Genomic DNA, 21275 nt, shown 5'->3' with positions numbered 1-21275 from the left:
AACGATTAAACACGCAAGTTGTTCGCAAAACGGTAAGAAATAAGGGATCAGGTTTGAATAAAGTCGTCATTTTCGGAAATTCGGGTTCAGGTAAATCTACGTTGGCAAAAGAGCTAACACTAAAGAACCAGCTAGCACATTTGGACTTAGATACGATTGCTTGGAAAGCCAGTACACCGCCTGAAAGGCAATCAATTTCAGAATCTAAAAAGTTAATAGAAGGTTTTTTAACAGCTCATGACAACTGGGTAATTGAAGGTTGTTACTCTGACTTGCTCGAGTTAGTTACGCCTAAAGCAGATGAAGTTATTTTCCTCAACTTGCCAATTTCTGCTTGTGTTGAAAACGCTAGAAAGCGTCCTTGGGAACCTCACAAATACGAAAGTAAAGAGGCTCAGGACGCGAATTTGGATATGCTAATTGATTGGATTTCACAATATTCCACTCGCAGCGATACGTTTTCAAAGCTAGCCCACGAAAAGTTATTCAACGAGCACCAAGGCAAAAAGATAATGTACGTTTCAAATGTGAATCGTAAATGATAGCTAAATTAATATTAGTTATTTTAAGAAATGACTTTTAAAGTAAAACCTAGAATTCACCTTCTGACTTTTTATAGTCTGACACCCAATGTCGCTACTGCGATCGCATTGGCAATTCTTAGTCATTTTGGATTGTCTGATAGCTTTAAGTACGGCGTCTTTTTTGTGATTGCATTAACGTCATTTGTTCTGGCGATTACCACATTGATTAAAGGCTTAACGTCAGAGTTGGAGTTCAAAGACGGGCATCTAATATTTGTTACTGAACTGGGAGGATTGGCGGATGTTGATTTGCAATCTCTCATTGAAGACAAAACCATGATCACTAGAGACTATCTAATCTTGGTTGACGAAAATGGCAATAAGGCACATATAAATCTTAAACTATATTCAGACAGTGATACCGAACAAATTTTGGAACACTTATTTAATTGTGAGCCCGTTTAAAATGAATAAACTTGAGTTTGCACAATCTCGCTACCAAAGAATATTCTCTCGATTCTATGAAATGATCTCGGGTATTCTTTGGTACATTGTTGGTATATGGAGAAAAGTATGAGTAAAACTTACATTGATGCGTTCGTAGCAGCAGTTCCTAGCGCAAATAAAGATAAATATCTCGAACACGCCAAACTGACTTCGGTGGTTCTAAAGGATCACGGCGCGCTAAAGATTATTGAAGCGTGGGGTGATGAAATCCCAGAAGGTGAAGTTACTTCTTTTCCTATGGCTGTGAAATGCGAAGAAAATGAGACCGTCGTTTTTTCGACTGTAGTATGGCCCTCTAAAAAAGTGAGAGAAGCAGGTTGGGAAGCTATGCAAGCCGACCCAAGAATGAAACCAGATAATAATCCAATGCCTTTTGATGGTAAGCGTTTAATTTATGGTGGTTTTGAAATGCTTCTAGAAGAGTAAATTGGACAGTCGTTTTTTCCAAACTTAAAAAGCCTTCAGCGGACTTAACGTACAAGTTTAAGCAAAGCACATATCAACTAAGGAGGGAAATGGAATGATTGAATATCTAGCTGTTTTTATAACCTTTTTCGCGGTTATAGACCCTATAGGGACAATTCCAGTATTTATTGCTGTAACAGCCCAATACGACCAGAAAACGAAGCGCAGAATCGCTTTATTAGCAACGATAGTAGCCGCATTTGTTTTAATTTTTTTCGTCGTCGTTGGTGAGATCTTACTAAAAGCCTTATCCATACCGCTTTCGGCATTTCAAATTTCGGGCGGGATAGTCTTGTTCTTGTTTGCATTGAACATGATTTTTGGCGACAGTAAGCCTGAGGAAGAGATAAAAAGCTTGAACGATAGTCATAGAGACACCGCTATCTTCCCTCTCGCAGTTCCTTCGATTGCTAGCCCAGGCGCCATATTGGCGGCGGTATTATTAACTGAAAATGCTATGTTTAGCATTGTCGAGCAATTACAAACGGCCTTAGTTATGCTGTCTGTATTGTTGGTAACATATATTCTAATGCTGATATCTGGCTTTATTACTAAATGCATAGGAATGAGCGGCGCAAGCGTGGTAAGCCGAGTGATGGGCTTAATTTTATCCGCCATTGCGACGACCAATATTTTGAACGGTTTTAGCGAGTATTATCAGCTTTTACCTTAGTAGAGAGTTAAAAATTGAATATGAATAAAAAAAAATCAACACTCATCATCAGACTGGCCTTGTTAATAGGGACGATTGTTTCATTAACTTACGTGCCATGGCTTCTCGTAAAAGCATGGATTTTACCCCTACCAAACACGGTCCAAGAGCAACTCGATGAAGGAATTGGTCACGGCTTAGATGGTATGTTGGTTTACGTAGATGAGGGCGGAAAAGCGCCTGTGTTATACGCTGCAGGTTGGCATGACCGAGAAAATAAAATCCCGGCAAATCCTAAAGCCTTATTCAAAATTGCGAGTATCAGTAAGTTGTACACAGCCGTTAGCGTCGCCAAATTGGTCAACAACAAGAGTTTGTCACTTGATAAATCTCTTGCAGACTATTTCCCTGAACTGGCGACTAGAATAGAGAATGCAGACAAGATTACACTCAGAATGATGGTGCAGCACCGTAGTGGTATTCCTAACTACACGAATACGCCAAACTTTTGGAGCAATCCAACTCAAAGCTATCAAGAAGCGCTAGATCTAATACTAGACCTGCCAGCAAACTTCGAACCCAATAGCGATTATGAATATTCAAATACTAATTACTTATTAATCTCCAAACTAATAGAGAAAACGACGGGCAAAGAGAAGTTTGAATACATCCAAGAGGCCATACTCAACCCTCTGAATCTGCAGAATACCTTTGGTTCCATTGATGATGTTGATATTGACAGGTTGATGGGGGCTTATCACCTTAACGTTGAAGAGAATATTAAAACAACGAACTATGGGTCTATGATTGCAACGACAGAAGATGTCGGCATATTCTTACGTGCATTAAATGATGGCTCCTTGTTCAAAGAAGGTGGGAAAGAAATTTACTCTTCAATTTATGAATATGAACACGGCGGGTGGATACCCGGTTACCAAAGCCATGCGAAGTACTATAAAGATATAGATACAGTCGTTGTTCAATTCAACAACACAACCGACTCTGAACTCTATTACTGGAATTTGACGGAAATTATATTCAGCCGAATTGCTAAAATAGTGGCGGAATCGAAATAATTACGACAATGGATATCAATTCCAGGCAAAGAATATGAGCCTCACATAATATGATAAAAAAACTAGATAATTCGCTCCCTGAAATCGCCAATCAAATTTATCGCGTTTTTCAAAACTCGTATAAAGTAGAGGCGAAGCTTATTGGCACAGATAACTTCCCGCCTCTCGCACGAACCGCGAAAGAAATAGAAAACGCGAGTACTTCATTTTTTGGCTACTATGAGGAAGATTTACTGGCTGCAGTTGTCGAAATTGCCTGCGACGCCAAGCATTTAGAAATTCACAGTCTAACGGTTGATCCAGCATTCTTTAGAAAAGGGATCGCAGATAAACTGATGGACTATACTTTAAAGAGTTTTGATTTTTCTGAAGCAATTGTCGAAACAGCGCTTGTGAATATTCCAGCAATCAGATTATATAAGAAACATGGATTCGTTGTGTTTAAACAATGGACGCCGTCTCATGGAATAGAAAAGGTGGCGCTCTTATTTGAAAGCACGGACTAAACAAAATTACTAGAGGACAAAGCGATGATTACCCTTTCAGAATTAACCGAGCTTTTAGGTTGGGCATCGGTCATTAATATCGCTTATTTGCTGTTTGTTACAATTATGCTCGTAATTATGGGTGGAACAATCACTTCTATTCACAGTAAGATATTCAAAATTGATGAAAAGAAACTGAAAGTTAAGTACTTTGATTTTCTGAGTAATTACAAAGTAATGTCGATTATTTTTACTTTAGTACCCTATCTATCTCTAAAAATTATGGGCTTTTAGTTACCTACAGCGACATTCTAAAATAAGGACGTTTTATGACTTTTACCGAAGCTCAAAGAGATATGGATTATGCCTATTTTGGAGGAGCAACAGGCGTACTTGTTTCCGGATTGGTTTGGTGTGCGGCTGGATTTATTGGTTTATTGCATTCAACTCAAGCTAGCATGTATGCCCTGTTTATAGGTGGTATGTTCATATTTCCTTTGGGTATGTTGATGTCAAAAGCATGCAAGCGCCCTGGCAAGCACAAGCCTGAAAACCCCTTAAACAAGCTTGCATTAGAAAGCACTATCATTATTTTCGTTGGTTTGTTTCTGGCGTTTTCAGTTTCTAATCTGCAATTAACGTGGTTTTATCCCATTATGTTGTTAGCCATTGGTGTCCGTTATTTAGTTTTCAATTCACTTTATGGCAATAGAACATATTGGATTCTAGGCGCAGTAATGATGCTTGGAGGCGTGTATTGTATGTTATTCAACGCTCACTTTATTGTTGGTGCTTTTGTTGGCGGTGTAAGCGAGGTATTGTTCTCCTTAGTCATTTTTAATCAGTCAAAAAGCGTGCTTCAATCACAAGGAAATTGAGGGAATAATGAGTCTATTTGCGTCACTCAAAAGAAAATTAACTGAGTTCAAATATCAATACTATGGGCTCAATATTATTCAAGAAGTCCCTAGTGAACGATTTCACTTAATCATAGCCTTATATGTAGAAAGAGGCTGGGAAATGAGTGGTGATTACCGAGAGGCTGGTATTAAGTCCAGCGATTGGATCTGCAAGCTAAGAAAAGGCACTAGCACTTTGCTTTGCGAATGGGATACGAGAAATCACGGCACTTTTATTGGTCCAGAAAGAATTGTTTATGGTTTAGGCAAAGAGTTTGGTTTTACCGCTAACACCGCACCACAATAACACTGAGAATAGCCTCATGAATTTGAACCAAGTCACCTTGCCAGTAAAAAACATGGACGAAGCCGTGCACTTTTACCTACTTCTTGGTTTTACACAAATTGTAAATACGCCGCACTATGCGCGTTTTCGCTGCCCTGAAGGTGATGCAACATTTTCATTGTCGCTGCAAGATACTGATTTTCAAAATGGAGCTATCATTTACTTCGAACACGAGCGCTTAGATGAATGGTGTGCAGACATTGAAGAGAAAGGTATTAAACTAGAGCAAGCGCCAACTGAACAAGCTTACCTTTGGGAAGAGGCAATTGTTCTTGACCCATCAGGTAATAAAATTAAACTCTATTGGGCGGGTGAAAATAGATTAGCCCCACCTTGGAAAATTGAGAAAACCTTAGATTCGTAATCTTTGCTTCATTATTGGTAGTGCAAAAAATAAGGAAATAGAATGCATATTATTTTAGGAATACTCGGCACTGCTGTCACAATACTTATCTTAATAAGCCGCTTGAAAGAGGGTGGTATTGATATTAGTTGGCTCAACCCATTTAGTTGGGCTAGGCGTCGCAGATTTCGTAAAGAATATTTAATGCATCCAGCCTACACGTTAGAATCTCCAATGGATGTTGCAGCGCTGTTTATGGTGGCAGTTGCGAAAAGTGATGGTGATATAACGAAAGGTCAAAAGGAGAAGATACTTTCTTTGTTTGCTTCTGAATTCAAACTCAACGACGCTCAAGCAAGCGAGTTATTTGGCGCTAGCGTTCATATTTTTGGTCGTGGCGATGATGTACTCGATAATCCAAGTCGCGTATTGTCGCGCACGATGGATAGCTTTAGTGCACAGCAAGTAAGCTCGGTATTGTCTATGCTTGAAGAAGTTGCAAACGCAGAAGGGGACCCAAGTGAGTCTCAGAAAAGACTGATTAATAAAATTAATCTAGCCATGCCCACAGTACAGGTTTAGCAAATGTTTGCTACGATTTTCAAAATCCTCGTTTTGATAACAATAATCAATGCACTTAACTTACACCTCAGGATTTTGTAAGAATGAAAATTCTTAAATCTAAAGTGCTCCTTACTTTAATAGCGATTTTCATTCTTGGGTTTCTTATACCAGAATCGAGAACTATCCCAGTAGAAGAAGCGACATCAAAGGATTGGAATGCGAGCACGTTTTGGTACGAACCTTGGGGTAGCTCAGGTGTGCATAAAGGCATTGATATATTCTCCGAGAAAGACAAAGCGGTTGTTGCTTCCACTCATCAGCTGGTTTTGTTTAGAGGCACTTTATCGAAAGGTGGCAAGGTTATCCTTGCTTTAGGTGCAAATTGGCAGTTACATTATTATGCTCATTTATCTGAGATAAATGGGGATGCTGGTATTTTCGTTAGTGCTGGCTCAAAGCTAGGAATGGTTGGTGATACTGGCAATGCAGCGGGTAAAGCACCTCATCTTCATTATAGTATATTAAGTCTAGCACCTAAGCCTTGGTTAATTGATGGTAGTTCTCAAGGCTATAAAAAAGCCATATACATGAACCCCATTGAATATTTTAAAGACATAAATTGAGTTTGAGCTGCAGGCCAAAAGCTGCATGCTTCGAATTAAAACAAGGGAAATACTTTGCAAATAACACAAAAAGGTAAGCTTTCATTACCTGTTAGAATCATTATTGGTGTACTGGCACTTCCATCTCTTTTTCTGGCATTTATGCTCGTTTCAGAAGCCCTCAATTCGCGTTTCGATGGCATTGGTGCGTTTGAGATTGTGTATTCTTTGGTTGGTGTTTTTGCTGTTTACATTGCGCTTACCGGTAAGAAATTTTTCTAGAAACCGATCATATGATTTTCAATCGTAATTTCTAATATAAGGCGGGACTTAGATATGTTTGCACAAAAAATGTTGGCAAGCTCTTGGCTCCTTAAAAGTGGCTGGATATTCGCTGTACTAGCATTCTCCGCGCCACTAAAGGCCGAGTGGTACTCTGACAGCGCCGGCATTATGGGCACTAATATATATGTTGAAGTGTGGGCTGAAACACCGGTTCAGGGGCAGCTTGCGCTTCGCACAGTAATGGCAGAAATGGAGCGTATAAACCAGCTCATGAGCCCTTATATAGAAACCAGTGAGCTTAGCATGATTAACGCAAATGCAGGCACAAAGCCGGTGGCCATCAGCGATGAAATGTTTGAGTTGCTCGATAAGTCGGTGAAAATCTCAGAGCTTACCAAAGGCGCATTCGATATCACTTTCGCCAGCGTTGGTTACTTATACAATTACAAAGAAAGTGAACGTCCCGATGAGGCAACGATTGCTTCACTGTTAGACGCAATTAACTATAAACATATTGTATTGAACAAAGAAAATAAGACCGTAAGCTTTTCAAACAGAAACGTTAAAATTGATTTAGGTGGTATAGCGAAGGGCCACGCCGTAGATAATTCAGTGTCCTTACTTCAAAGAATGGGCATTCTGCATGGCCTAGTCACTGCCGGTGGTGATACTCGTTTAATTGGTGATAGGCGCGGTAAGCCTTGGATTGTCGGCATTCGTGACCCAAGGAACAAAGAAAAGCAAGCCGTTGTTATGCCCTTACAGGATTCGGCAATGTCCACTTCGGGTGATTATGAACGTTACTTTGAAGAAGATGGACAGCGTTATCACCATATTTTATCCCCAAAAACCGGCAAGTCGACTTACGAAGTTCAGTCGGTATCGATTATAGGCCCAAGTAGTACATTCAATGACGCCCTTTCCACTGCGGTGTTCGTGATGGGCTTGCGCGAAGGCTTAGGCATGATTAATCGTATAGATGGTTACGATGCTGTGATAATGGATAACCAGCGCAAAATGCATTATTCGAATGGCTTGCAGCAGTAAGCTCAATGGCGATGTGTTAAAATAATAAATTATTGACTCATATGCATCGCTCATTAATTATGTTACTCATAAGTTGTACGAAGCGATAGCCATGGTAACTGCTGCAACAACATCGTAAAGATACGTAGCACTTCACTCAGTAGTGAACCAACAGACCAAATGCGTAAAAAGGAAACACTTCATTCATGTATCAAACACTGATTAAATATATAGATCTGGTGCAAGAGCAACTCTGGCAAACAGACCTAGGGACTTTTTCGCCGGTTAAGCGACGCTTTATTGAGTTTATTCGATTAGTGTATGTCGTAATACGAGAATTGAGTGTTGGCCAACTTACGCTACGCGCAATGAGTCTTGTATATACCACACTAATTTCCATGGTTCCTTTACTGGCGGTTAGTTTTTCAGTACTAAAAGCTTTCAAAGTACAAGACAAGGTGGAGCCATTTCTGCTCGAATTTCTAGCGCCTCTAGGCGCAAAGGGCGAGGAAATAGGTGCTAACATTATCGGCTTTATCGATAACATGAATGTTGGCGTGTTAGGTGCTGTGGGGCTAGGAGTACTTTTTTACACCGTTATTTCTCTTATACAAAAGATTGAACAGACCTTTAACTATATCTGGAATATTGGTGACGCTAGAAGCTTCTTGCGCCGTGCTGCAGATTACCTCAGCGTTGTCATGATTGGGCCGGTGCTGGTAGTCAGCGGGTTAGCGATCACAGCTTCTATGGCCAGTTCAACCTTTGTTCAATATATCATTGGTATCGACCCCTTTGGCGCGTTGTTTTATTACGCGGGCTTAACTATCCCTTACCTAATGATTATCGCTGCCTTCACATTTATGTATTTGTTCATTCCCAATACCAGCGTGAAACTTGGTCCTGCGCTGACTGGCGCGACTGTATCAGGCATACTTTGGAAAACCGCGGGCATGTTATTTGCGTCGTTTACGGCAGGCTCAACCCAATATGATGCAATTTACTCAAGTTTTGCAATCCTGATCATGTTCATGATTTGGTTATATTTAAGCTGGCTCATCTTTTTGTTAGGCGCCCAAATTGCCTTTTACCGCCAGCATCCTGAATACGTGCGCCGCTCTTCTGAGCAAATACAAATAAGCAGTCGCCAAAATGAAAAATTAACATTAACGGTCATGTATCTGATCAGCAAACACTATGTCTTGGCTAGCCATGCCTGGACATTGGGTGGATTAAGCTCAAAGTTAAGGGTTCCTTCTTATGTATTGAGTCAGATCCTCAATACATTAATTGAGAAGGGACTGATTGTTGAGACAACGTCTGTGCCCAGCACCTATTTACCTGCTAACGACCTCGATGCTATTCAACTCAAAGAGTTAATAGCAGTTACTCGAAACGCTGGGAGTGACGATATGGTTATAGGGGGAGGCACGCAGCCAGAAACCGATGTTGATGTTTTGCTGCAGCAGCTCGACCAAGCCTATGAGGATGCCCTAGGTAACAGTACAGTACGAGATTGGATTAAAAACGAGAAGAATTTTAGTTAGCTGTATGGCCATAGCGGCTCTACTATAAATAATGCCTCAATTTAGATGCGTTAAAGATATAAAGGATTAAATTTGAAAACTAAGTTTACATTAGCTCTAGTCGGAGTTATCGCATTTTATGCCAACCCAACGGAACTTCTGCAAGCATATCCTTCTTCTGGAGTAGAAATTCATGCTACCGACAATGTGCTAAAAGTTAACGTTGAAGGACCAAATATTAGGTTCTTGGTAAAAGATAAAGAAATGTTCGTAACCGCTTTTGTCTTTAAAGATACTCGAAATCCATACCCCTTACTTAATGATTTCGCTGAGCAATTTTTAAAAAGTACATATTCCAGCAACGACTACCAAGTATTTCTCAAAGAGAAGGTCGAAAGTGGTTTTGCGAACAAAAAAACAGATGGTATAAAGTATTTGGTCGATTTGAACGATGAAAATTGTGAATTGCATTTAGCAAATTCAGTCGGGAACCAGACGTATATTTTTGTCACTATATCAAATGAAGTCACTCGTGCTAAATGCGAGAGCCTTGGTGATAAGCTGAATTCAGCTGCAGCGCATATTACTGCGAGTATAACGATAAAAGATATTTAACAAACCCTCTCGCGGGACTCGCTGGGTAAATTCCCCTGCCTTATTTGGCGAATTAGCTAGGACTTGAGTGCGGCATTTGCTGCCGTTCGAGGCGTTGTTAATTATGACAAGTTTGTGCCACTTGCAGACGTTCACCAACATTCATCTGAACTGGAGCTTTGGGCAGAGAGCGGTCGTTAGTAATTAAGAGTTTCTCCGGCAGCCTAGTACGTATTGCGGACGTTGGCTGACCTAGTTTTGTCTTCGATAAAACTCACAAGCAGAAGCCACTACTAACATATTTGTCCAACGTTTACTCAACAATGCTATGTATGTAATATTTTGACTTAACACATAGCAACCGAAACCAAAGTCACTTAGCATGCCTCTGTGGGTATGCTGCATGCTGGTTCATGACTACGATTATATTATTACAAAGCACGGGTTTATCATCCTGAATTAGGTCGCTTTATGCAGACTGACCCCATTGGCTATGAGGATGGGATGAATTGGTATGCTTATGTGGGGAATGATCCGGTTAATGGAAAGGACCCGACAGGCATGAGTGGTAAATTTAAAAATGGAACTGGTATCAACTTTTCTAGTAACTATAGTCCTAGTGGAGCCCCCCCAAAACGAAATCCGATGCCGGAGCTACTAAATGACTTTATCAAAGGTAATGTAGAGTTTCCTCAGGGAATCGACAATGATATTGCTCGTGAAACGATAGCTCAAATTCAAGGGGAGGCGAGGGCTTACTTTGGGTTAGGAGAGCTAATGTGTACATGCAATGGCAGTGCTAGAATTCTAGCTGGAAATGCCAATCATATTGGCAAAAGCGGTGGTTTTGGCCCTAATCATGTGATAAGTGCGAATTCCGCCGCAATAATTACCAGTCAATTTGGTGGAAAGGGAAATGTTAGGCCCTATATTGGTCAAGTATCAGGAGAGGTCGATGGGGTTGAAATCTTTAGCAATATTGCAGATGTTGTTGGGGGAGAAATACCAAAAGGATATGAACATCTTGGTAACGTTAGAAGAGCATTACAAGCGATATTTCCAGGGAAGTTGGTTATTGAATTACCCGGAGGGAAGGATATGGGTATTACAGATGTTATGATAAAACAACCTTGCGCACTGATATGCCCTGCAGGTACACAATAATTATGATAAAAGTATTTATAGTTCTAGCATTATCGTCTCAATCTTTGATGGCTCATGAGTGGCCAAGCATTATCGATGCATCTGAAACAGTGAGAATTGACGATAAAAAAACTGAGTATTCAGTAAAGATATTTGGAACCAATGGGGAGGCGTTATATTCTCTCGATTGTCATGATTTTAATTACGAAAATGATGACTATAATTACTCTGGTGATTTCGAGTGTCGTCTTTCAAGTAAATATAATCAAGGTGTTTACAGTAACCTGCTTGTATACGGGGAGAGCCAGACAGCTGACTGGGAAAATAGAGGAGTTTTTTATGCGGCTCATTTTGTGACAAAGTGCGCTGAGGATAAAAACTGGGGGCGTAATCGACGTTTTAAACTTAGAGGTATGACCCTTTCGATTTCAGTCAGTAATGAAAATATTAAAAATGAAAATGGAATAGTTGAATTCAATGCTTTTACATTTTCTTTTTCAGTAAAAAACTCACCGATGGTTACGGATTTTATTTCGGTAAGGGATGATCCTCCAGAATGGTTTCATAAACCTAATATGTGCACCAATAGCAACTCTTAATAATGAGGTATGGGTATAGTCACTGATTGCTCGATACAAATATTTACCTTGATATTGATCTCGAAAAATAAGAGGTGCTGATGAATATTTGCGAAGCAAATATGCCTACGAGGCAATCAACCTCAATAGTACAGATTATCTATTGTGGACAAAGCGAAGCTTAAACACTGCACCACAGTCAATAAGTCTAGGGTATAATATGTACTTTGGTTATGACGCTAACAATCGAGAAATAGATTTTTACCTTTTTCAACCTCCAAACGGATTTAACCCAGATTTTGTAGCCTCTTTCAAAGAAGCGCATTCTAATGGCCAGTGCGTATTTAAAACAGAAGTATTCGAAAATAATACTTACGCAATTTTGACTGTTTTATCAAACGATAGCTTTTCAATTGAATGGTATGAGAAAATAGATGAAAAAAAGCCTACAAATTTATCAAAACTCTTATTTTCAAAGCATTAGCTTAGCGCATCCGTAATTTTTGACCCTAATCTCGGAAATTACGGATAACCATATTAGTAATATTAAAAACTTAGAAGATTACAGGTTAGAGCGGTTATCTAAGGCTCCAGCAGGAGTTTTAGTAACCAACGCTACTTACTCGCTGGTGAGCTCTCGTCACTGCGCTACTGCCTTGGTATTTAACCAGTGGGTCATCTTCACTGATACCGAGCACGTATCGGTTAAGCATAGTGCCTGCGCTAGCCTTATCGTATTCAGCGATCAACTCATCACCGTCGTACAATCGACCAGATAGTCTAGGTTATCTTTGTATGCCAAGGACGATGCCTACCAATACCTCCAGGATCTTTTCGATGATAGTGACGTAAATTCTTACTTCTATCCCATTTGGGTGTTTGCGCAGCATGGCGACCAGTGGCAAAGATTGTGTCATAATCAATACGAGTATTCCCTCGACCAAGTGTAATAGAAAACCCACCTGTTTTACTATGTGGCTCCAAATTACACTTCTTCATCCAGTCCAAATAAAGACTCTACAAACCATTTCAAGCTGGCTAAAACTATACAGCTTATGAATATAATAAAACTCCAGAAATAAAATGGAGAACTATCTTTAGAAATAACTGAACCTTTCAAAAGGATGTCACCGTCTAGTACGGAGAACACCACGGTATATAGGCCTCCAACAAAAACAAACAAATATATGAACGTTTTTGAATTGAACTTTAAATTTGACTGTTTCGGCTTCATAATTTTCCCATAACTTTTTCTTCAGCAGGTTTGATAAATTCAGTTACTGCATCCATCAGGGTCAGCGACATTAACCGGATCATTCCCCACATAAGCATACCAATTCATCCCATCCTCATAGCCAATGGGGTCGGTTTGCATGAAGCGCCCTAATTCAGGATGATAAACCCGTGCTTTGTAATATTAGAATCGAAATCGTGGGAACCTGTATCTCAATATATTTATAAATTATTACAGTGAGTTATAAGCATATCAGAATGTGCTGAAAGCTAATAAAGCAAAGCCCCACACTATCGAGGCTTTTAGTTGAAATTTAAAAACTATCTTCCTGTTTAGAGCAACTCCCTCGATATTCATGTACTCCATTAACAGGCATGGGTGTCAGCCGACTCTCATCATTATAGAAGTTAAAATATAAATCTATATTGACAATCTGCTTTTCAAAGCGGACTGTTCCTGAATATATTTTGGGCGTGGAGACCATGCCATCGGAACTAATTTTATAATCAATATTTCTGGCCGGAATTTCAGTCAGTTTAGTTGGAAATCGTAACTCAACGTTAAAATAATTAGACTGCCGTAGAAAAAGTAACCAGCCAGGACCATCAAAATGAGCCATTTCACTAAATTTTATTTTTAGTAAGCAGCCATTTTTTTCACTGGAGAGTTGTACTGTATTGGTATTAATATCATTATTTCCTGCACATCCAAGCAGGCTAAGAGATAATAACCAGCTAAGAATTAAGCTTTTAACTTTACAAAATTGTTTCACCTAGCATTTCCTTATTTAACAACTACTTCTTCTTATTCTACTACCCATACAATTCTGTTTTTCAATTTGATCCATCGCTTTATTTAGCTGTGCAGATATTTTGTCAAGTATTTCAGGGGTTAAGTCTTTTACACCTTCAATACCTTGTCCCTCGAAAGCTGTATGTTTACTTTTATTTTCCCCTTCATAGATTAAAAGATTGCCATCAGGGTCAACATGCGCAGGACTGAAGCTATCGGCAATTGCGTGAAACGCCTTAGTCATAGCCTGTCCCCTGCTTCTGACACTACGCTTAGGATTCCCTGCTATTGAAATTTGTTCACCAACAAATTTATCTCTCGCTTCCTTAGCTTCGACAGGTGTTAAAACTTTGCTCCCCATGCTATGCATGTATTGCTGTGACGCAGATTGGGTTGATATATCGTGCATTAAGCTAGATATCTTTAATACTCTCAAGTCAGTTATACTTAGCCGACCACCAAAAGCATAATCCAATATTTTATTATGAGCTTTCATACTCCACATCCCAGAAGGATCTTTATGATTAATCGGATCATTCCCCACATGCGCATACCAATTCATCCCATCTTCATAACCAATGGGGTCGGTCTGCATGAAGCGACCTAATTCAGGATGATAGACGCGTGCTTTGTAATAGTAAAGTTGTGTGCCCGGAATTAGAATTTGGCCGGTGTATCTAACTAATTAGTGCAAGGGCTGAGCGCTCACTACTTTTTAGATAGCGTCATTAACTATGCTCCAGCCATTATAACGAAGCTCGAATTCAATTGATTCTCTCGTTGGGTTGTCACCTTCATTAAACACAAAAAATTCCAGAGTCTTTGCTTTGTTGTATTGATCATGATTTGGGCAATAAGCTGATGGATCCCACTGGTATGAAAGCACTTTTACTTTTCCATCGATTGAACGAAAGAGCCTATTTACGTCATAGAAGCCACCGCATTCTCCGTGAGCGCCTCTTTTTACAAATAGTTCCTTTCCTGACTTTTTCGAAACCGCACTTATGAAAATAGTAGGCTGCCGCCTAGTCAAGTCGATATTAAAATAAACCTTATATAAGCCCTGGTCTAATTCATATATTGTAGGCATTAATTTGAGGTTTTCTAAACCGGGCACTTGAGAATGTCCCTCACGAAGAACGTTAATCGAAGGACTTTTTGGAGCAATCGAATAATACTTAGAAATCATAGGCATGCAACCGCTGAACAGAAAAACAAACAAGACCAAAAGGAAAGTTTTTATTTTCATTGTTTAGTCCTTAAAAGTTCTGAGAGGGTAGTGGCTTTTCACCCCCGACATAATTATTGTAATCTATAGTTACAGCGCCGCCTGTTGCTTGTATTAATCCGATAATAAAACTGTTTGAATTATAGCTGTCGGCAAAAGCGGGAAACAAATCATAATCGATGTTATTGTTATAGTTATCAATTGCTCCTTCCAACTCGTCAAAATATTGTTCCGTAGATAGTCCTTCTGGTGGAGTAACTATCCCGACGGTAATATTTTTTTCCGGTTTATCTGAAGGTCTGTTGATTTCTTTTGTCAACTTACCATTGAGTGGACCTGCACTGAGTGTTATTGGTCTAGCTGATTCATCGCCATGGAACTCGATCGCAGTGTGATATGGGCCAAGTCCAAAGACCCTATGTGCAGTAATATATATAATGCCCGGCTTCCTGTATTTGTGTGAGTTTTTGGGGTCCTTGTATTGTGGTCTACCCTTATATGTTGCGTCACCAACAAAGGAATACCCTCCACGTCCTTTACTTGCGTCCTTCCATTTACCGCACAAGCCTGTCGGGTCCTTTCCATTAACCGGATCATTCCCCACATAAGCATACCAATTCATCCCATCCTCATAGCCAATGGGGTCAGTCTGCATAAAGCGACCTAATTCAGGATGATAGACGCGTGCTTTGTAATAGTAAAGTTGTGTGCCCGGAATTAGGATTTGGCCGGTATACCTAAAGCGTGATGCACTGATGTTTATCATCTCGCCGAAAGGCCCATATTGATGAGTTTCAACCGTGCTGCCTGCGCTGTTGGTTTCAGCGATGATTGAACCGCGCTCATCGGCCAGTAGGTAGCGCTGAGCGCTAGTAGAGGTGCTACTGCCTTGGTATTTCACCAACGGGTCATCTTCACTGATACCATGCACGTATCGGTTAAGCATAGTGCCGGCGCTATTATATTCTGCTATAAGCTCGTCACCGTCATACAAAAAGTAGGTGTGAACATTGTTAACTGTGCTGCGATATAAACGCCCTGTGGCATCGTACATCAGACTGACACTTTGGCCTGACTTATTGGCTGTGGTCATGCGGTTGTGGGCGTTGTAATTATAGCTCCAGCCATCAAAGCCAGTGAGGTTACCGTTGTTATCGTAACTCACACTTTGACTGGCAACATTGGTATATTGGTTTAAGTTATTCACCGCATAGGCTTGTGTGCCAATGGTGGGCACCTTGATTTGAAAGGCTGAATTACTCACCGCTCGGTTCACAATCAGACTGGATGGATTGTAATCAAAGCTGGCACTGTTAACCCCTAAGTGGTCGAAGTTTTTAAGTCGCCCAGGTGCGTCGTAATCCAGCGTTGAGTGGCGGCCATTGCCACGATTTATGCTCGATAAACGCCCGTAATGGTTATACCCATAAGTCACCAAGGTGCGATTAGCATTGTCTTTGATGGTGCGAAGGTTACCCGCATTATCAAAGCTGTAGTTAATATTAAAGTTATCAGGGTGGGTTAAGCGGCTGCGCTGACCGTTCGCATGATATTGATAATGAATTGTACGAGATCCAGTTTTCGTTGTTTTTAACTCACCTAAATCAGTGTAGGTGTAACTCACGCTAGCATGACCTGAGCGGGTGATGCTGGTTTGTCGACCTAGGCCGTCAAAATTGTAATGTAAAGTTGGCTCACCCACGATGGTGGTGCTGGTTTTGGCATTAATCGCATCAAAGTGATGGGTCATAATACCGCCATCGCGTTTTCGAAGGGTTTTTAGGTTATTATTTGCATCAAAGGTTTGCTGCTCATATGTACCATCAGGAAACGTGGTGCGATAAATTCGGTCATAGCCATCAAAGGTATAATTGGTTTGATTGCCATTGCCGTCTTTGCGCCAAGCCACTAGGCCGTTATCGGTGTAGCCCATTTCAATATCAATACCTTGGGCATCAGTGCCAACACCGGATTCTGTTTTCACGACGCGGCCCAGTGAGTCATAGGTGGTTTGCGTGATACGGTCAGCACCAAATGTGCCTTCATCACCTAACGCGCACGCAGAAGATGGCAATGCACCATACTTCAGCGGGTTCATGCGTTTCGCGACGCATTGTTGTCGATTAGATGTGTCATAGCTAGTTTGGCTTAAAGCGTATATTTTGTTGGTGTTGTCAAAAAGCTGTGTTTTTACTGGCAGATGACGCGTACTGTAATCCACTTTACTGGTGGTTAGCGGCGTAAAGGTCGTCGCATTGATTGAGGTAACGGTGCCTGAATAAGTATTAATAACCTGACTATCTTGGGTACGATGGGTATAGCGTTTCGCTGTGCGATGGCCATTGTGCATTTTAGGCCCGATGTCCCACGTTTTTCTGCCCACGGCATCATAGCGCATGTAGCTTGCATCATCCTTACCGGTTAATGGTCCATCAACTTCAATAGCGTAACCACGATTGTCATAATCATACGACACTACGCGCGATTGCGTTTGGGTGCCATTGGTGGTGGTAATGCTTGCTGCCAGTGGTGTGCCCGGCTTATAACTGTATTTGCTTACCTGCTCATCTTTGCTATTACACGTCAGTGTGCTGCACGCGGACTGTTGGGTTAATCTGGTAACGCCTCCTAACTCGGTATACTCGTATTTACTGATGCGCCTTTCACCACTATCAGCAAGTGGCTCAGTTTTCGTTAATAGCTGCCCATGACTTGCATCAAACACGAGGTCGGTGCGATTACCATTGCCATCCTCTACCCATTCTGGGCGGTAACACAAGATACCTTCACATGTGGATTCTGAGGGATAATGAGCACGTTGCACAATGTCGGGTAAATATGAGCCGGGTTTGTCGATGTTACGCTGCTGAGTAATATTGCCCATGCCATCATAGGTGAAAACCACCTTATTGCCTTCAGGGTACGTGACCGACTCAATGCGGTCCTGAATACCATACTCATAGCGTATAGTATTTTGTAAGCTATCAGTATCACTATTGACCAGCATGCGGCGATTTTTTCGTTGACTGAAGACATCATATTCCAGCGTGCGGCGATAGCCGTTTGGACCGGTAATGACTAATTTACTAAATTGCTGACGCGAAACGCTGCCATTTAATGGAACTGGCGTGTAAGTATACTGATAAGCAACGCCGTTACTGACCACTGTGTTAACGTAACCATTTTGCCCTGAGCCATTATTGTTTATGGTACCGAAAGTCACCACTTGACTATTGTGACTGTCTCCTGGCAACCTTGTTGTGGCGGTGCTTGACCCGTTGAGACTTCTTGTGAACACCCACTGACGGCTCATCATATCCGTCACCGTTGTTGTTGAGCTACTATAGGTATAGGTGTGGCTCGCGAGTGCAACAGATGGCGCATCGGCTTGAATAATTTTTGCCGTTGCGACTTGATACCACCCCATATTACCTAAGGTATTCGATTTATAGGTCAACTTTAGGGCATAGCCTGTGCTACTGGTGGCTGTGTGTGGGCGATATACGGTATTGTTACCATTGTTTGCGGTGGTGTAATCAATGGTTACCGTCTCGCCGTCTGCGTAATTAATCTCACTGGCATACCATGTACCAGCCTTGCTGACCTGCGTGCCTTGACTGCCAGAATAATCAAAAAACGATGAGCGCTTTGAATAAATGATGGTGTGCCCGGTTTTACCCTGGCGATAAACAATAAAATCATTGTGCGGGTTGGCAATCAGTAAGCGTGAGCCGGTATTGCTTTTTGTTGTGCACTCATAATCTTTGCATTCAAAAAATTCAGATGTATCGCCACCATAAGTCAGTGAAAACGTTTCAGAGCGTGATGCATTGGTGAACCCATCAAACCCAGGATAAAGCTGCCAAGTGACTTTTGAATCAAATCGTTCAAGACTTTCAAAGTTCAAACGTGGGGCTGCCGGGATGCCTAAACTCGGGTAGGTTTGGCGGTATTTACCCGATAACAAATCCACCCCATTGACATCAGGGGCAACGGAGAGCGGTTTTATCTTTTCATGCTCTGGCAATTCTTGTGCGTGGGCAGGGGTTGCAAGCATCAGGGTTGTGAAAGCAATAATAACGGTATATAAAAATGTAAGCTTCATGGCGCTTATCCTTAAGCTAAAATGTCATCAAAAAAAGTTTATTAGGCACTGTGTGCTGCGTTAGTTTCGATTGGACGGGCCACCCGGACCGCCACCGCCTGATGAAATGCGGATGATTTTACCCATCGCCGCAGACTTATTACCTTCAAAGCATTTTATCTGCACGCCTGTGTTTTCCGATAAATAAAAGGTCAAGCTACCCACAACAGGCAAGTTGCTGTAATTGGATGAATCACCAAATATCGCAAAGGTGCAATAACTGGTGTGTGATGAATTCCAACTGACCGTCACATTACCCGGTCCCGAAACAGTGCTAGGGGCAATAAAACTATTGATGACCGGGTCTGGCTCTGGCGCAGGCGGCGTATTTGAGACGCTGGTTCTATTACCTGCTGTATCCAACACGTAGTAAATCGTTTTATTGTTATCGCTCACTTCAACCAAGCGGCCGCGTGCGTCATAAGTGTATTGCGTGCCGGTAGAGGCATTGACTGAGGATGAGATACTCAACAAGCCCATTGCAAGTGCAATAGCGGGCATTAAGCGAGAGCCATCCGAAGAGGGTAATATCATTCTGTAAAATCCTTTTTGTGGGGTGTTGCTCCATCATTCGTCGAGCAGGCTAAGCTCTAGGGGGGGGAAGTCAAGGTTTTTAGAGCATGATTTTTAGCGGGGCATGGTTAAGTGAGGTTTATGCTACGTGATTTAATATCGCCATGAGTGTTGCGGTAACGTATTTTTAATTCAGTTGGAAATGACGTTTTTATGTTGAAAGCTAATGTCCGGTTTCAGTCAAACGGGGCGTAAAGCGCAATCTATCCTTATGACCGGTTTAGGCTGTGAGTTCAAACGGTCAATGCAGAATCTCATGAATTAATGCTTGAACGTCCGCTCCTTGTTGCGAGTTCAATCGATCGACGCAACATATTGGTTGAATCTCTCTGCTGGTGTCTCATAGTCTAACGTTTTTCTCGGTCTTTCGTTTAGTTGTCTAGCTACTTGACTCAATTTTTGTTGGGAATGTACACTTAAGTCTGTTCCTTTTGGGAAGTATTGGCGCAATAAGCGGTTAGTATTTTCATTTGAACCCCGTTGCCATGGCGACTTTGGATCGCAGAAGTACACTTGAATATCAGTCGCTAGCGTAAATGCCTTGTGGTTAGACATTTCGCAGCCTCTATCCCAAGTCAGTGTTTTGTATAGCTCTTCAGGGAGCTTTTTAGACTGTTTGATTAATGCGTCAATGACGGCTGCTGTCTTGTTGCTTCCCACTTTAACTAACATGACATAACGGGAGTGTCTTTCAACCAAGGTAGCGATATAGCTATTTCCTGAGCCTGCAATTAAGTCACCTTCCCAATGCCCAGGAACCGCTCTATCTTTTACTTCCGCTGGCCGTTCACTAATATGCACGGCATCAACTATTTTCCCTAAGCCTTTACCCTTGAGCGTTGCATGTTTTGAGCGCCTTAAGACACGTTGTGATCTCAAGCATTGTTGAAGTTCTTTTTTCAATGCCCCTCTCGTTTGGGCATAGAGCGTTTTATATATTGTTTCGTGAGACACGTGTAAGTCCTTATTTAAATAAGTACGCATCAACCAACCGGCAATTTGTTGCGGTGACCAGCTTCGATTTAACTTCATCGCGACCAGTTTGGCTAATGCCTTGTTCAATAGGAGTTTACACAGCTTTGGTCTTTTTGCGCGTTCCCACGCCGCGGCATCAGCTTTGTTTGCTCTGTAGAGTTTTCGTCCTCCATTGCGATTAACCTCTCTGGAAACGGTTGAGGGAGAGCGGTTTAATTGTTTTGCTATTTGACGAATTGATAATTGTGATGACAAACCACGAGAGATTTCTTCTCTTTCTTGGGGTGTTAAACACAAAGCAGACCGCGTTTTCTCTTGAGGTCTGATGCCACCCGTTTTGGCGATTATTCCTTGTATGCTGGAATGAAACCTATCAAAGAACCTTGCAATATCATGTAAAGAGTCACCTTGCTGATATCGTTCCCAAATTATCGCTCGTTGTTGTGCATTGTAATAAATTCTTTTTCTTCGTTTCATGGTAACGCCTCCGCTTTACTTTAGTATAGCGTTGCATTGACCGATTGAACTCACAGTCTAAAGCGGAATATTTTGGCCGAATTAGCCAAGGTCCGCTTTAGGCTCAGGCTGTGTAAAAACTCATAAATTGCCGTAAGTTCGAGTGCTATGTTCACTCTTTCGTGATGGTAAACGACTCTTATGGTTAGTTTGGTATGTTTCTGATTTTCTATATTATGATAATTGGTAACAGGCTGT

General features: G+C 41.3%; 26 protein-coding genes and 3 pseudogenes. 19 read left to right on the top strand and 10 right to left on the bottom strand.

Features of this window, described 5'->3' with window-relative positions:
• Positions 1-53 precede the first annotated feature (53 nt).
• The 19 genes and pseudogenes from ACKLNX_RS00570 to ACKLNX_RS00480 all read left to right on the top strand — a co-directional run bounded on the left by ACKLNX_RS00570 (position 54) and on the right by ACKLNX_RS00480 (position 12099).
• Entirely contained in the window at positions 54-542 is a 489-nt protein-coding gene (locus ACKLNX_RS00570) for an AAA family ATPase (protein WP_412970843.1), read from the top strand.
• 30 nt (positions 543-572) lie between these two features.
• The gene (locus tag ACKLNX_RS00565; protein ID WP_412970842.1) at positions 573-989 is read left to right on the top strand and encodes a hypothetical protein; all 417 of its coding nucleotides are present in this window, start codon (positions 573-575) and stop codon (positions 987-989) included.
• Between the two features lie 108 nt (positions 990-1097).
• Entirely contained in the window at positions 1098-1457 is a 360-nt protein-coding gene (locus ACKLNX_RS00560; protein ID WP_412970841.1) for a DUF1428 domain-containing protein, read from the top strand.
• Between the two features lie 94 nt (positions 1458-1551).
• The gene (locus ACKLNX_RS00555; RefSeq protein ID WP_412970840.1) at positions 1552-2169 is read left to right on the top strand and encodes a MarC family protein; all 618 of its coding nucleotides are present in this window, start codon (positions 1552-1554) and stop codon (positions 2167-2169) included.
• Positions 2170-2189: 20 nt separating this feature from the next.
• Positions 2190-3224, top strand: a complete 1035-nt coding sequence (locus ACKLNX_RS00550) for a serine hydrolase domain-containing protein (RefSeq protein ID WP_411695543.1) — start codon at positions 2190-2192, stop codon at positions 3222-3224.
• A 50-nt stretch (positions 3225-3274) separates the two neighbouring features.
• Positions 3275-3730 (top strand): GNAT family N-acetyltransferase, encoded by a 456-nt coding sequence (locus ACKLNX_RS00545; protein ID WP_412970839.1) that lies wholly within the window; start codon positions 3275-3277, stop codon positions 3728-3730.
• Between the two features lie 24 nt (positions 3731-3754).
• Complete coding sequence (locus tag ACKLNX_RS00540) at positions 3755-4003, top strand: DUF6868 family protein (RefSeq protein WP_412970838.1); 249 nt, start codon at positions 3755-3757, stop codon at positions 4001-4003.
• 35 nt (positions 4004-4038) lie between these two features.
• Entirely contained in the window at positions 4039-4587 is a 549-nt protein-coding gene (locus ACKLNX_RS00535) for a DUF7010 family protein (RefSeq protein WP_411695508.1), read from the top strand.
• A gap of 7 nt (positions 4588-4594) precedes the next feature.
• Positions 4595-4915, top strand: a complete 321-nt coding sequence (locus ACKLNX_RS00530; protein ID WP_412970837.1) for a hypothetical protein — start codon at positions 4595-4597, stop codon at positions 4913-4915.
• Between the two features lie 16 nt (positions 4916-4931).
• Positions 4932-5318, top strand: coding sequence for a VOC family protein (locus ACKLNX_RS00525; RefSeq protein ID WP_412970836.1), 387 nt, complete (start codon positions 4932-4934; stop codon positions 5316-5318).
• A 42-nt stretch (positions 5319-5360) separates the two neighbouring features.
• Positions 5361-5879: a TerB family tellurite resistance protein gene (locus tag ACKLNX_RS00520; protein WP_412970835.1), complete on the top strand. Its 519-nt coding sequence runs from the start codon at positions 5361-5363 to the stop codon at positions 5877-5879.
• 83 nt (positions 5880-5962) lie between these two features.
• Complete coding sequence (locus tag ACKLNX_RS00515; protein WP_412970834.1) at positions 5963-6484, top strand: M23 family metallopeptidase; 522 nt, start codon at positions 5963-5965, stop codon at positions 6482-6484.
• Between the two features lie 54 nt (positions 6485-6538).
• Positions 6539-6745, top strand: coding sequence for a hypothetical protein (locus ACKLNX_RS00510; protein ID WP_412970833.1), 207 nt, complete (start codon positions 6539-6541; stop codon positions 6743-6745).
• A gap of 54 nt (positions 6746-6799) precedes the next feature.
• A complete protein-coding gene (locus tag ACKLNX_RS00505; RefSeq protein WP_412970832.1) occupies positions 6800-7795 on the top strand; it encodes an FAD:protein FMN transferase in 996 nt (331 codons plus the stop codon).
• A gap of 185 nt (positions 7796-7980) precedes the next feature.
• Positions 7981-9321 (top strand): YihY/virulence factor BrkB family protein, encoded by a 1341-nt coding sequence (locus ACKLNX_RS00500; RefSeq protein WP_411695501.1) that lies wholly within the window; start codon positions 7981-7983, stop codon positions 9319-9321.
• Positions 9322-9393: 72 nt separating this feature from the next.
• Positions 9394-9915, top strand: a complete 522-nt coding sequence (locus tag ACKLNX_RS00495) for a hypothetical protein (protein WP_412970831.1) — start codon at positions 9394-9396, stop codon at positions 9913-9915.
• 411 nt (positions 9916-10326) lie between these two features.
• A pseudogene (locus ACKLNX_RS00490) lies at positions 10327-11058 on the top strand (RHS repeat-associated core domain-containing protein); the annotation flags it as partial.
• A 2-nt stretch (positions 11059-11060) separates the two neighbouring features.
• Complete coding sequence (locus tag ACKLNX_RS00485; protein ID WP_412970830.1) at positions 11061-11636, top strand: hypothetical protein; 576 nt, start codon at positions 11061-11063, stop codon at positions 11634-11636.
• Between the two features lie 199 nt (positions 11637-11835).
• Positions 11836-12099: a hypothetical protein gene (locus ACKLNX_RS00480; protein WP_412970829.1), complete on the top strand. Its 264-nt coding sequence runs from the start codon at positions 11836-11838 to the stop codon at positions 12097-12099.
• A 118-nt stretch (positions 12100-12217) separates the two neighbouring features.
• On the opposite strand, the gene ACKLNX_RS00475 is transcribed toward ACKLNX_RS00480, so the two are convergent.
• The 10 genes and pseudogenes from ACKLNX_RS00475 to ACKLNX_RS00430 form a co-directional block, all read right to left on the bottom strand.
• Entirely contained in the window at positions 12218-12382 is a 165-nt protein-coding gene (locus tag ACKLNX_RS00475) for a hypothetical protein (protein WP_412970828.1), read from the bottom strand.
• A gap of 13 nt (positions 12383-12395) precedes the next feature.
• The gene (locus ACKLNX_RS00470) at positions 12396-12614 is read right to left on the bottom strand and encodes a hypothetical protein (protein ID WP_412970827.1); all 219 of its coding nucleotides are present in this window, start codon (positions 12612-12614) and stop codon (positions 12396-12398) included.
• A gap of 274 nt (positions 12615-12888) precedes the next feature.
• Positions 12889-13020, bottom strand: a pseudogene (locus ACKLNX_RS00465) (RHS repeat-associated core domain-containing protein); the annotation flags it as partial.
• A 142-nt stretch (positions 13021-13162) separates the two neighbouring features.
• Positions 13163-13621, bottom strand: coding sequence for a hypothetical protein (locus ACKLNX_RS00460; RefSeq protein WP_412970826.1), 459 nt, complete (start codon positions 13619-13621; stop codon positions 13163-13165).
• 15 nt (positions 13622-13636) lie between these two features.
• Positions 13637-14311: pseudogene (locus ACKLNX_RS00455) on the bottom strand (RHS repeat-associated core domain-containing protein); the annotation flags it as partial.
• Between the two features lie 45 nt (positions 14312-14356).
• On the bottom strand, positions 14357-14890 hold the full coding sequence (locus ACKLNX_RS00450) for a hypothetical protein (protein ID WP_412970825.1): 534 nt from the start codon (positions 14888-14890) through the stop codon (positions 14357-14359).
• A gap of 10 nt (positions 14891-14900) precedes the next feature.
• On the bottom strand, positions 14901-18974 hold the full coding sequence (locus ACKLNX_RS00445) for an RHS repeat domain-containing protein (RefSeq protein WP_412970824.1): 4074 nt from the start codon (positions 18972-18974) through the stop codon (positions 14901-14903).
• A gap of 60 nt (positions 18975-19034) precedes the next feature.
• Positions 19035-19547, bottom strand: a complete 513-nt coding sequence (locus ACKLNX_RS00440) for a hypothetical protein (RefSeq protein WP_412970823.1) — start codon at positions 19545-19547, stop codon at positions 19035-19037.
• A 333-nt stretch (positions 19548-19880) separates the two neighbouring features.
• Entirely contained in the window at positions 19881-21038 is a 1158-nt protein-coding gene (locus tag ACKLNX_RS00435) for an IS30 family transposase (protein ID WP_412970822.1), read from the bottom strand.
• Positions 21039-21088: 50 nt separating this feature from the next.
• On the bottom strand, positions 21089-21275 hold a 187-nt coding region (locus tag ACKLNX_RS00430), incomplete at its 5' end, for a hypothetical protein (protein WP_412970821.1).

This window comes from Glaciecola sp. MF2-115, from assembly GCF_047250385.1.
Lineage (GTDB): Bacteria > Pseudomonadota > Gammaproteobacteria > Enterobacterales > Alteromonadaceae > Glaciecola.
The sequence above is the reverse complement of the archived record's forward strand: the minus strand, read 5'-3'. Positions and strand labels throughout refer to the sequence as shown.

Coding starts and splice junctions, on each gene's coding strand:
- ACKLNX_RS00565 (WP_412970842.1), top strand. CDS start 573: ATGACTTTTAAAGTAAAACCTAGAATTCACCTTCTGACTTTTTATAGT.
- ACKLNX_RS00560 (WP_412970841.1), top strand. CDS start 1,098: ATGAGTAAAACTTACATTGATGCGTTCGTAGCAGCAGTTCCTAGCGCA.
- ACKLNX_RS00555 (WP_412970840.1), top strand. CDS start 1,552: ATGATTGAATATCTAGCTGTTTTTATAACCTTTTTCGCGGTTATAGAC.
- ACKLNX_RS00550 (WP_411695543.1), top strand. CDS start 2,190: ATGAATAAAAAAAAATCAACACTCATCATCAGACTGGCCTTGTTAATA.
- ACKLNX_RS00545 (WP_412970839.1), top strand. CDS start 3,275: ATGATAAAAAAACTAGATAATTCGCTCCCTGAAATCGCCAATCAAATT.
- ACKLNX_RS00540 (WP_412970838.1), top strand. CDS start 3,755: ATGATTACCCTTTCAGAATTAACCGAGCTTTTAGGTTGGGCATCGGTC.
- ACKLNX_RS00535 (WP_411695508.1), top strand. CDS start 4,039: ATGACTTTTACCGAAGCTCAAAGAGATATGGATTATGCCTATTTTGGA.
- ACKLNX_RS00530 (WP_412970837.1), top strand. CDS start 4,595: ATGAGTCTATTTGCGTCACTCAAAAGAAAATTAACTGAGTTCAAATAT.
- ACKLNX_RS00525 (WP_412970836.1), top strand. CDS start 4,932: ATGAATTTGAACCAAGTCACCTTGCCAGTAAAAAACATGGACGAAGCC.
- ACKLNX_RS00520 (WP_412970835.1), top strand. CDS start 5,361: ATGCATATTATTTTAGGAATACTCGGCACTGCTGTCACAATACTTATC.
- ACKLNX_RS00515 (WP_412970834.1), top strand. CDS start 5,963: ATGAAAATTCTTAAATCTAAAGTGCTCCTTACTTTAATAGCGATTTTC.
- ACKLNX_RS00505 (WP_412970832.1), top strand. CDS start 6,800: ATGTTTGCACAAAAAATGTTGGCAAGCTCTTGGCTCCTTAAAAGTGGC.
- ACKLNX_RS00500 (WP_411695501.1), top strand. CDS start 7,981: ATGTATCAAACACTGATTAAATATATAGATCTGGTGCAAGAGCAACTC.
- ACKLNX_RS00485 (WP_412970830.1), top strand. CDS start 11,061: ATGATAAAAGTATTTATAGTTCTAGCATTATCGTCTCAATCTTTGATG.
- ACKLNX_RS00480 (WP_412970829.1), top strand. CDS start 11,836: ATGTACTTTGGTTATGACGCTAACAATCGAGAAATAGATTTTTACCTT.
- ACKLNX_RS00470 (WP_412970827.1), bottom strand. CDS start 12,614: ATGAAGAAGTGTAATTTGGAGCCACATAGTAAAACAGGTGGGTTTTCT.
- ACKLNX_RS00450 (WP_412970825.1), bottom strand. CDS start 14,890: ATGAAAATAAAAACTTTCCTTTTGGTCTTGTTTGTTTTTCTGTTCAGC.
- ACKLNX_RS00445 (WP_412970824.1), bottom strand. CDS start 18,974: ATGAAGCTTACATTTTTATATACCGTTATTATTGCTTTCACAACCCTG.
- ACKLNX_RS00440 (WP_412970823.1), bottom strand. CDS start 19,547: ATGATATTACCCTCTTCGGATGGCTCTCGCTTAATGCCCGCTATTGCA.
- ACKLNX_RS00435 (WP_412970822.1), bottom strand. CDS start 21,038: ATGAAACGAAGAAAAAGAATTTATTACAATGCACAACAACGAGCGATA.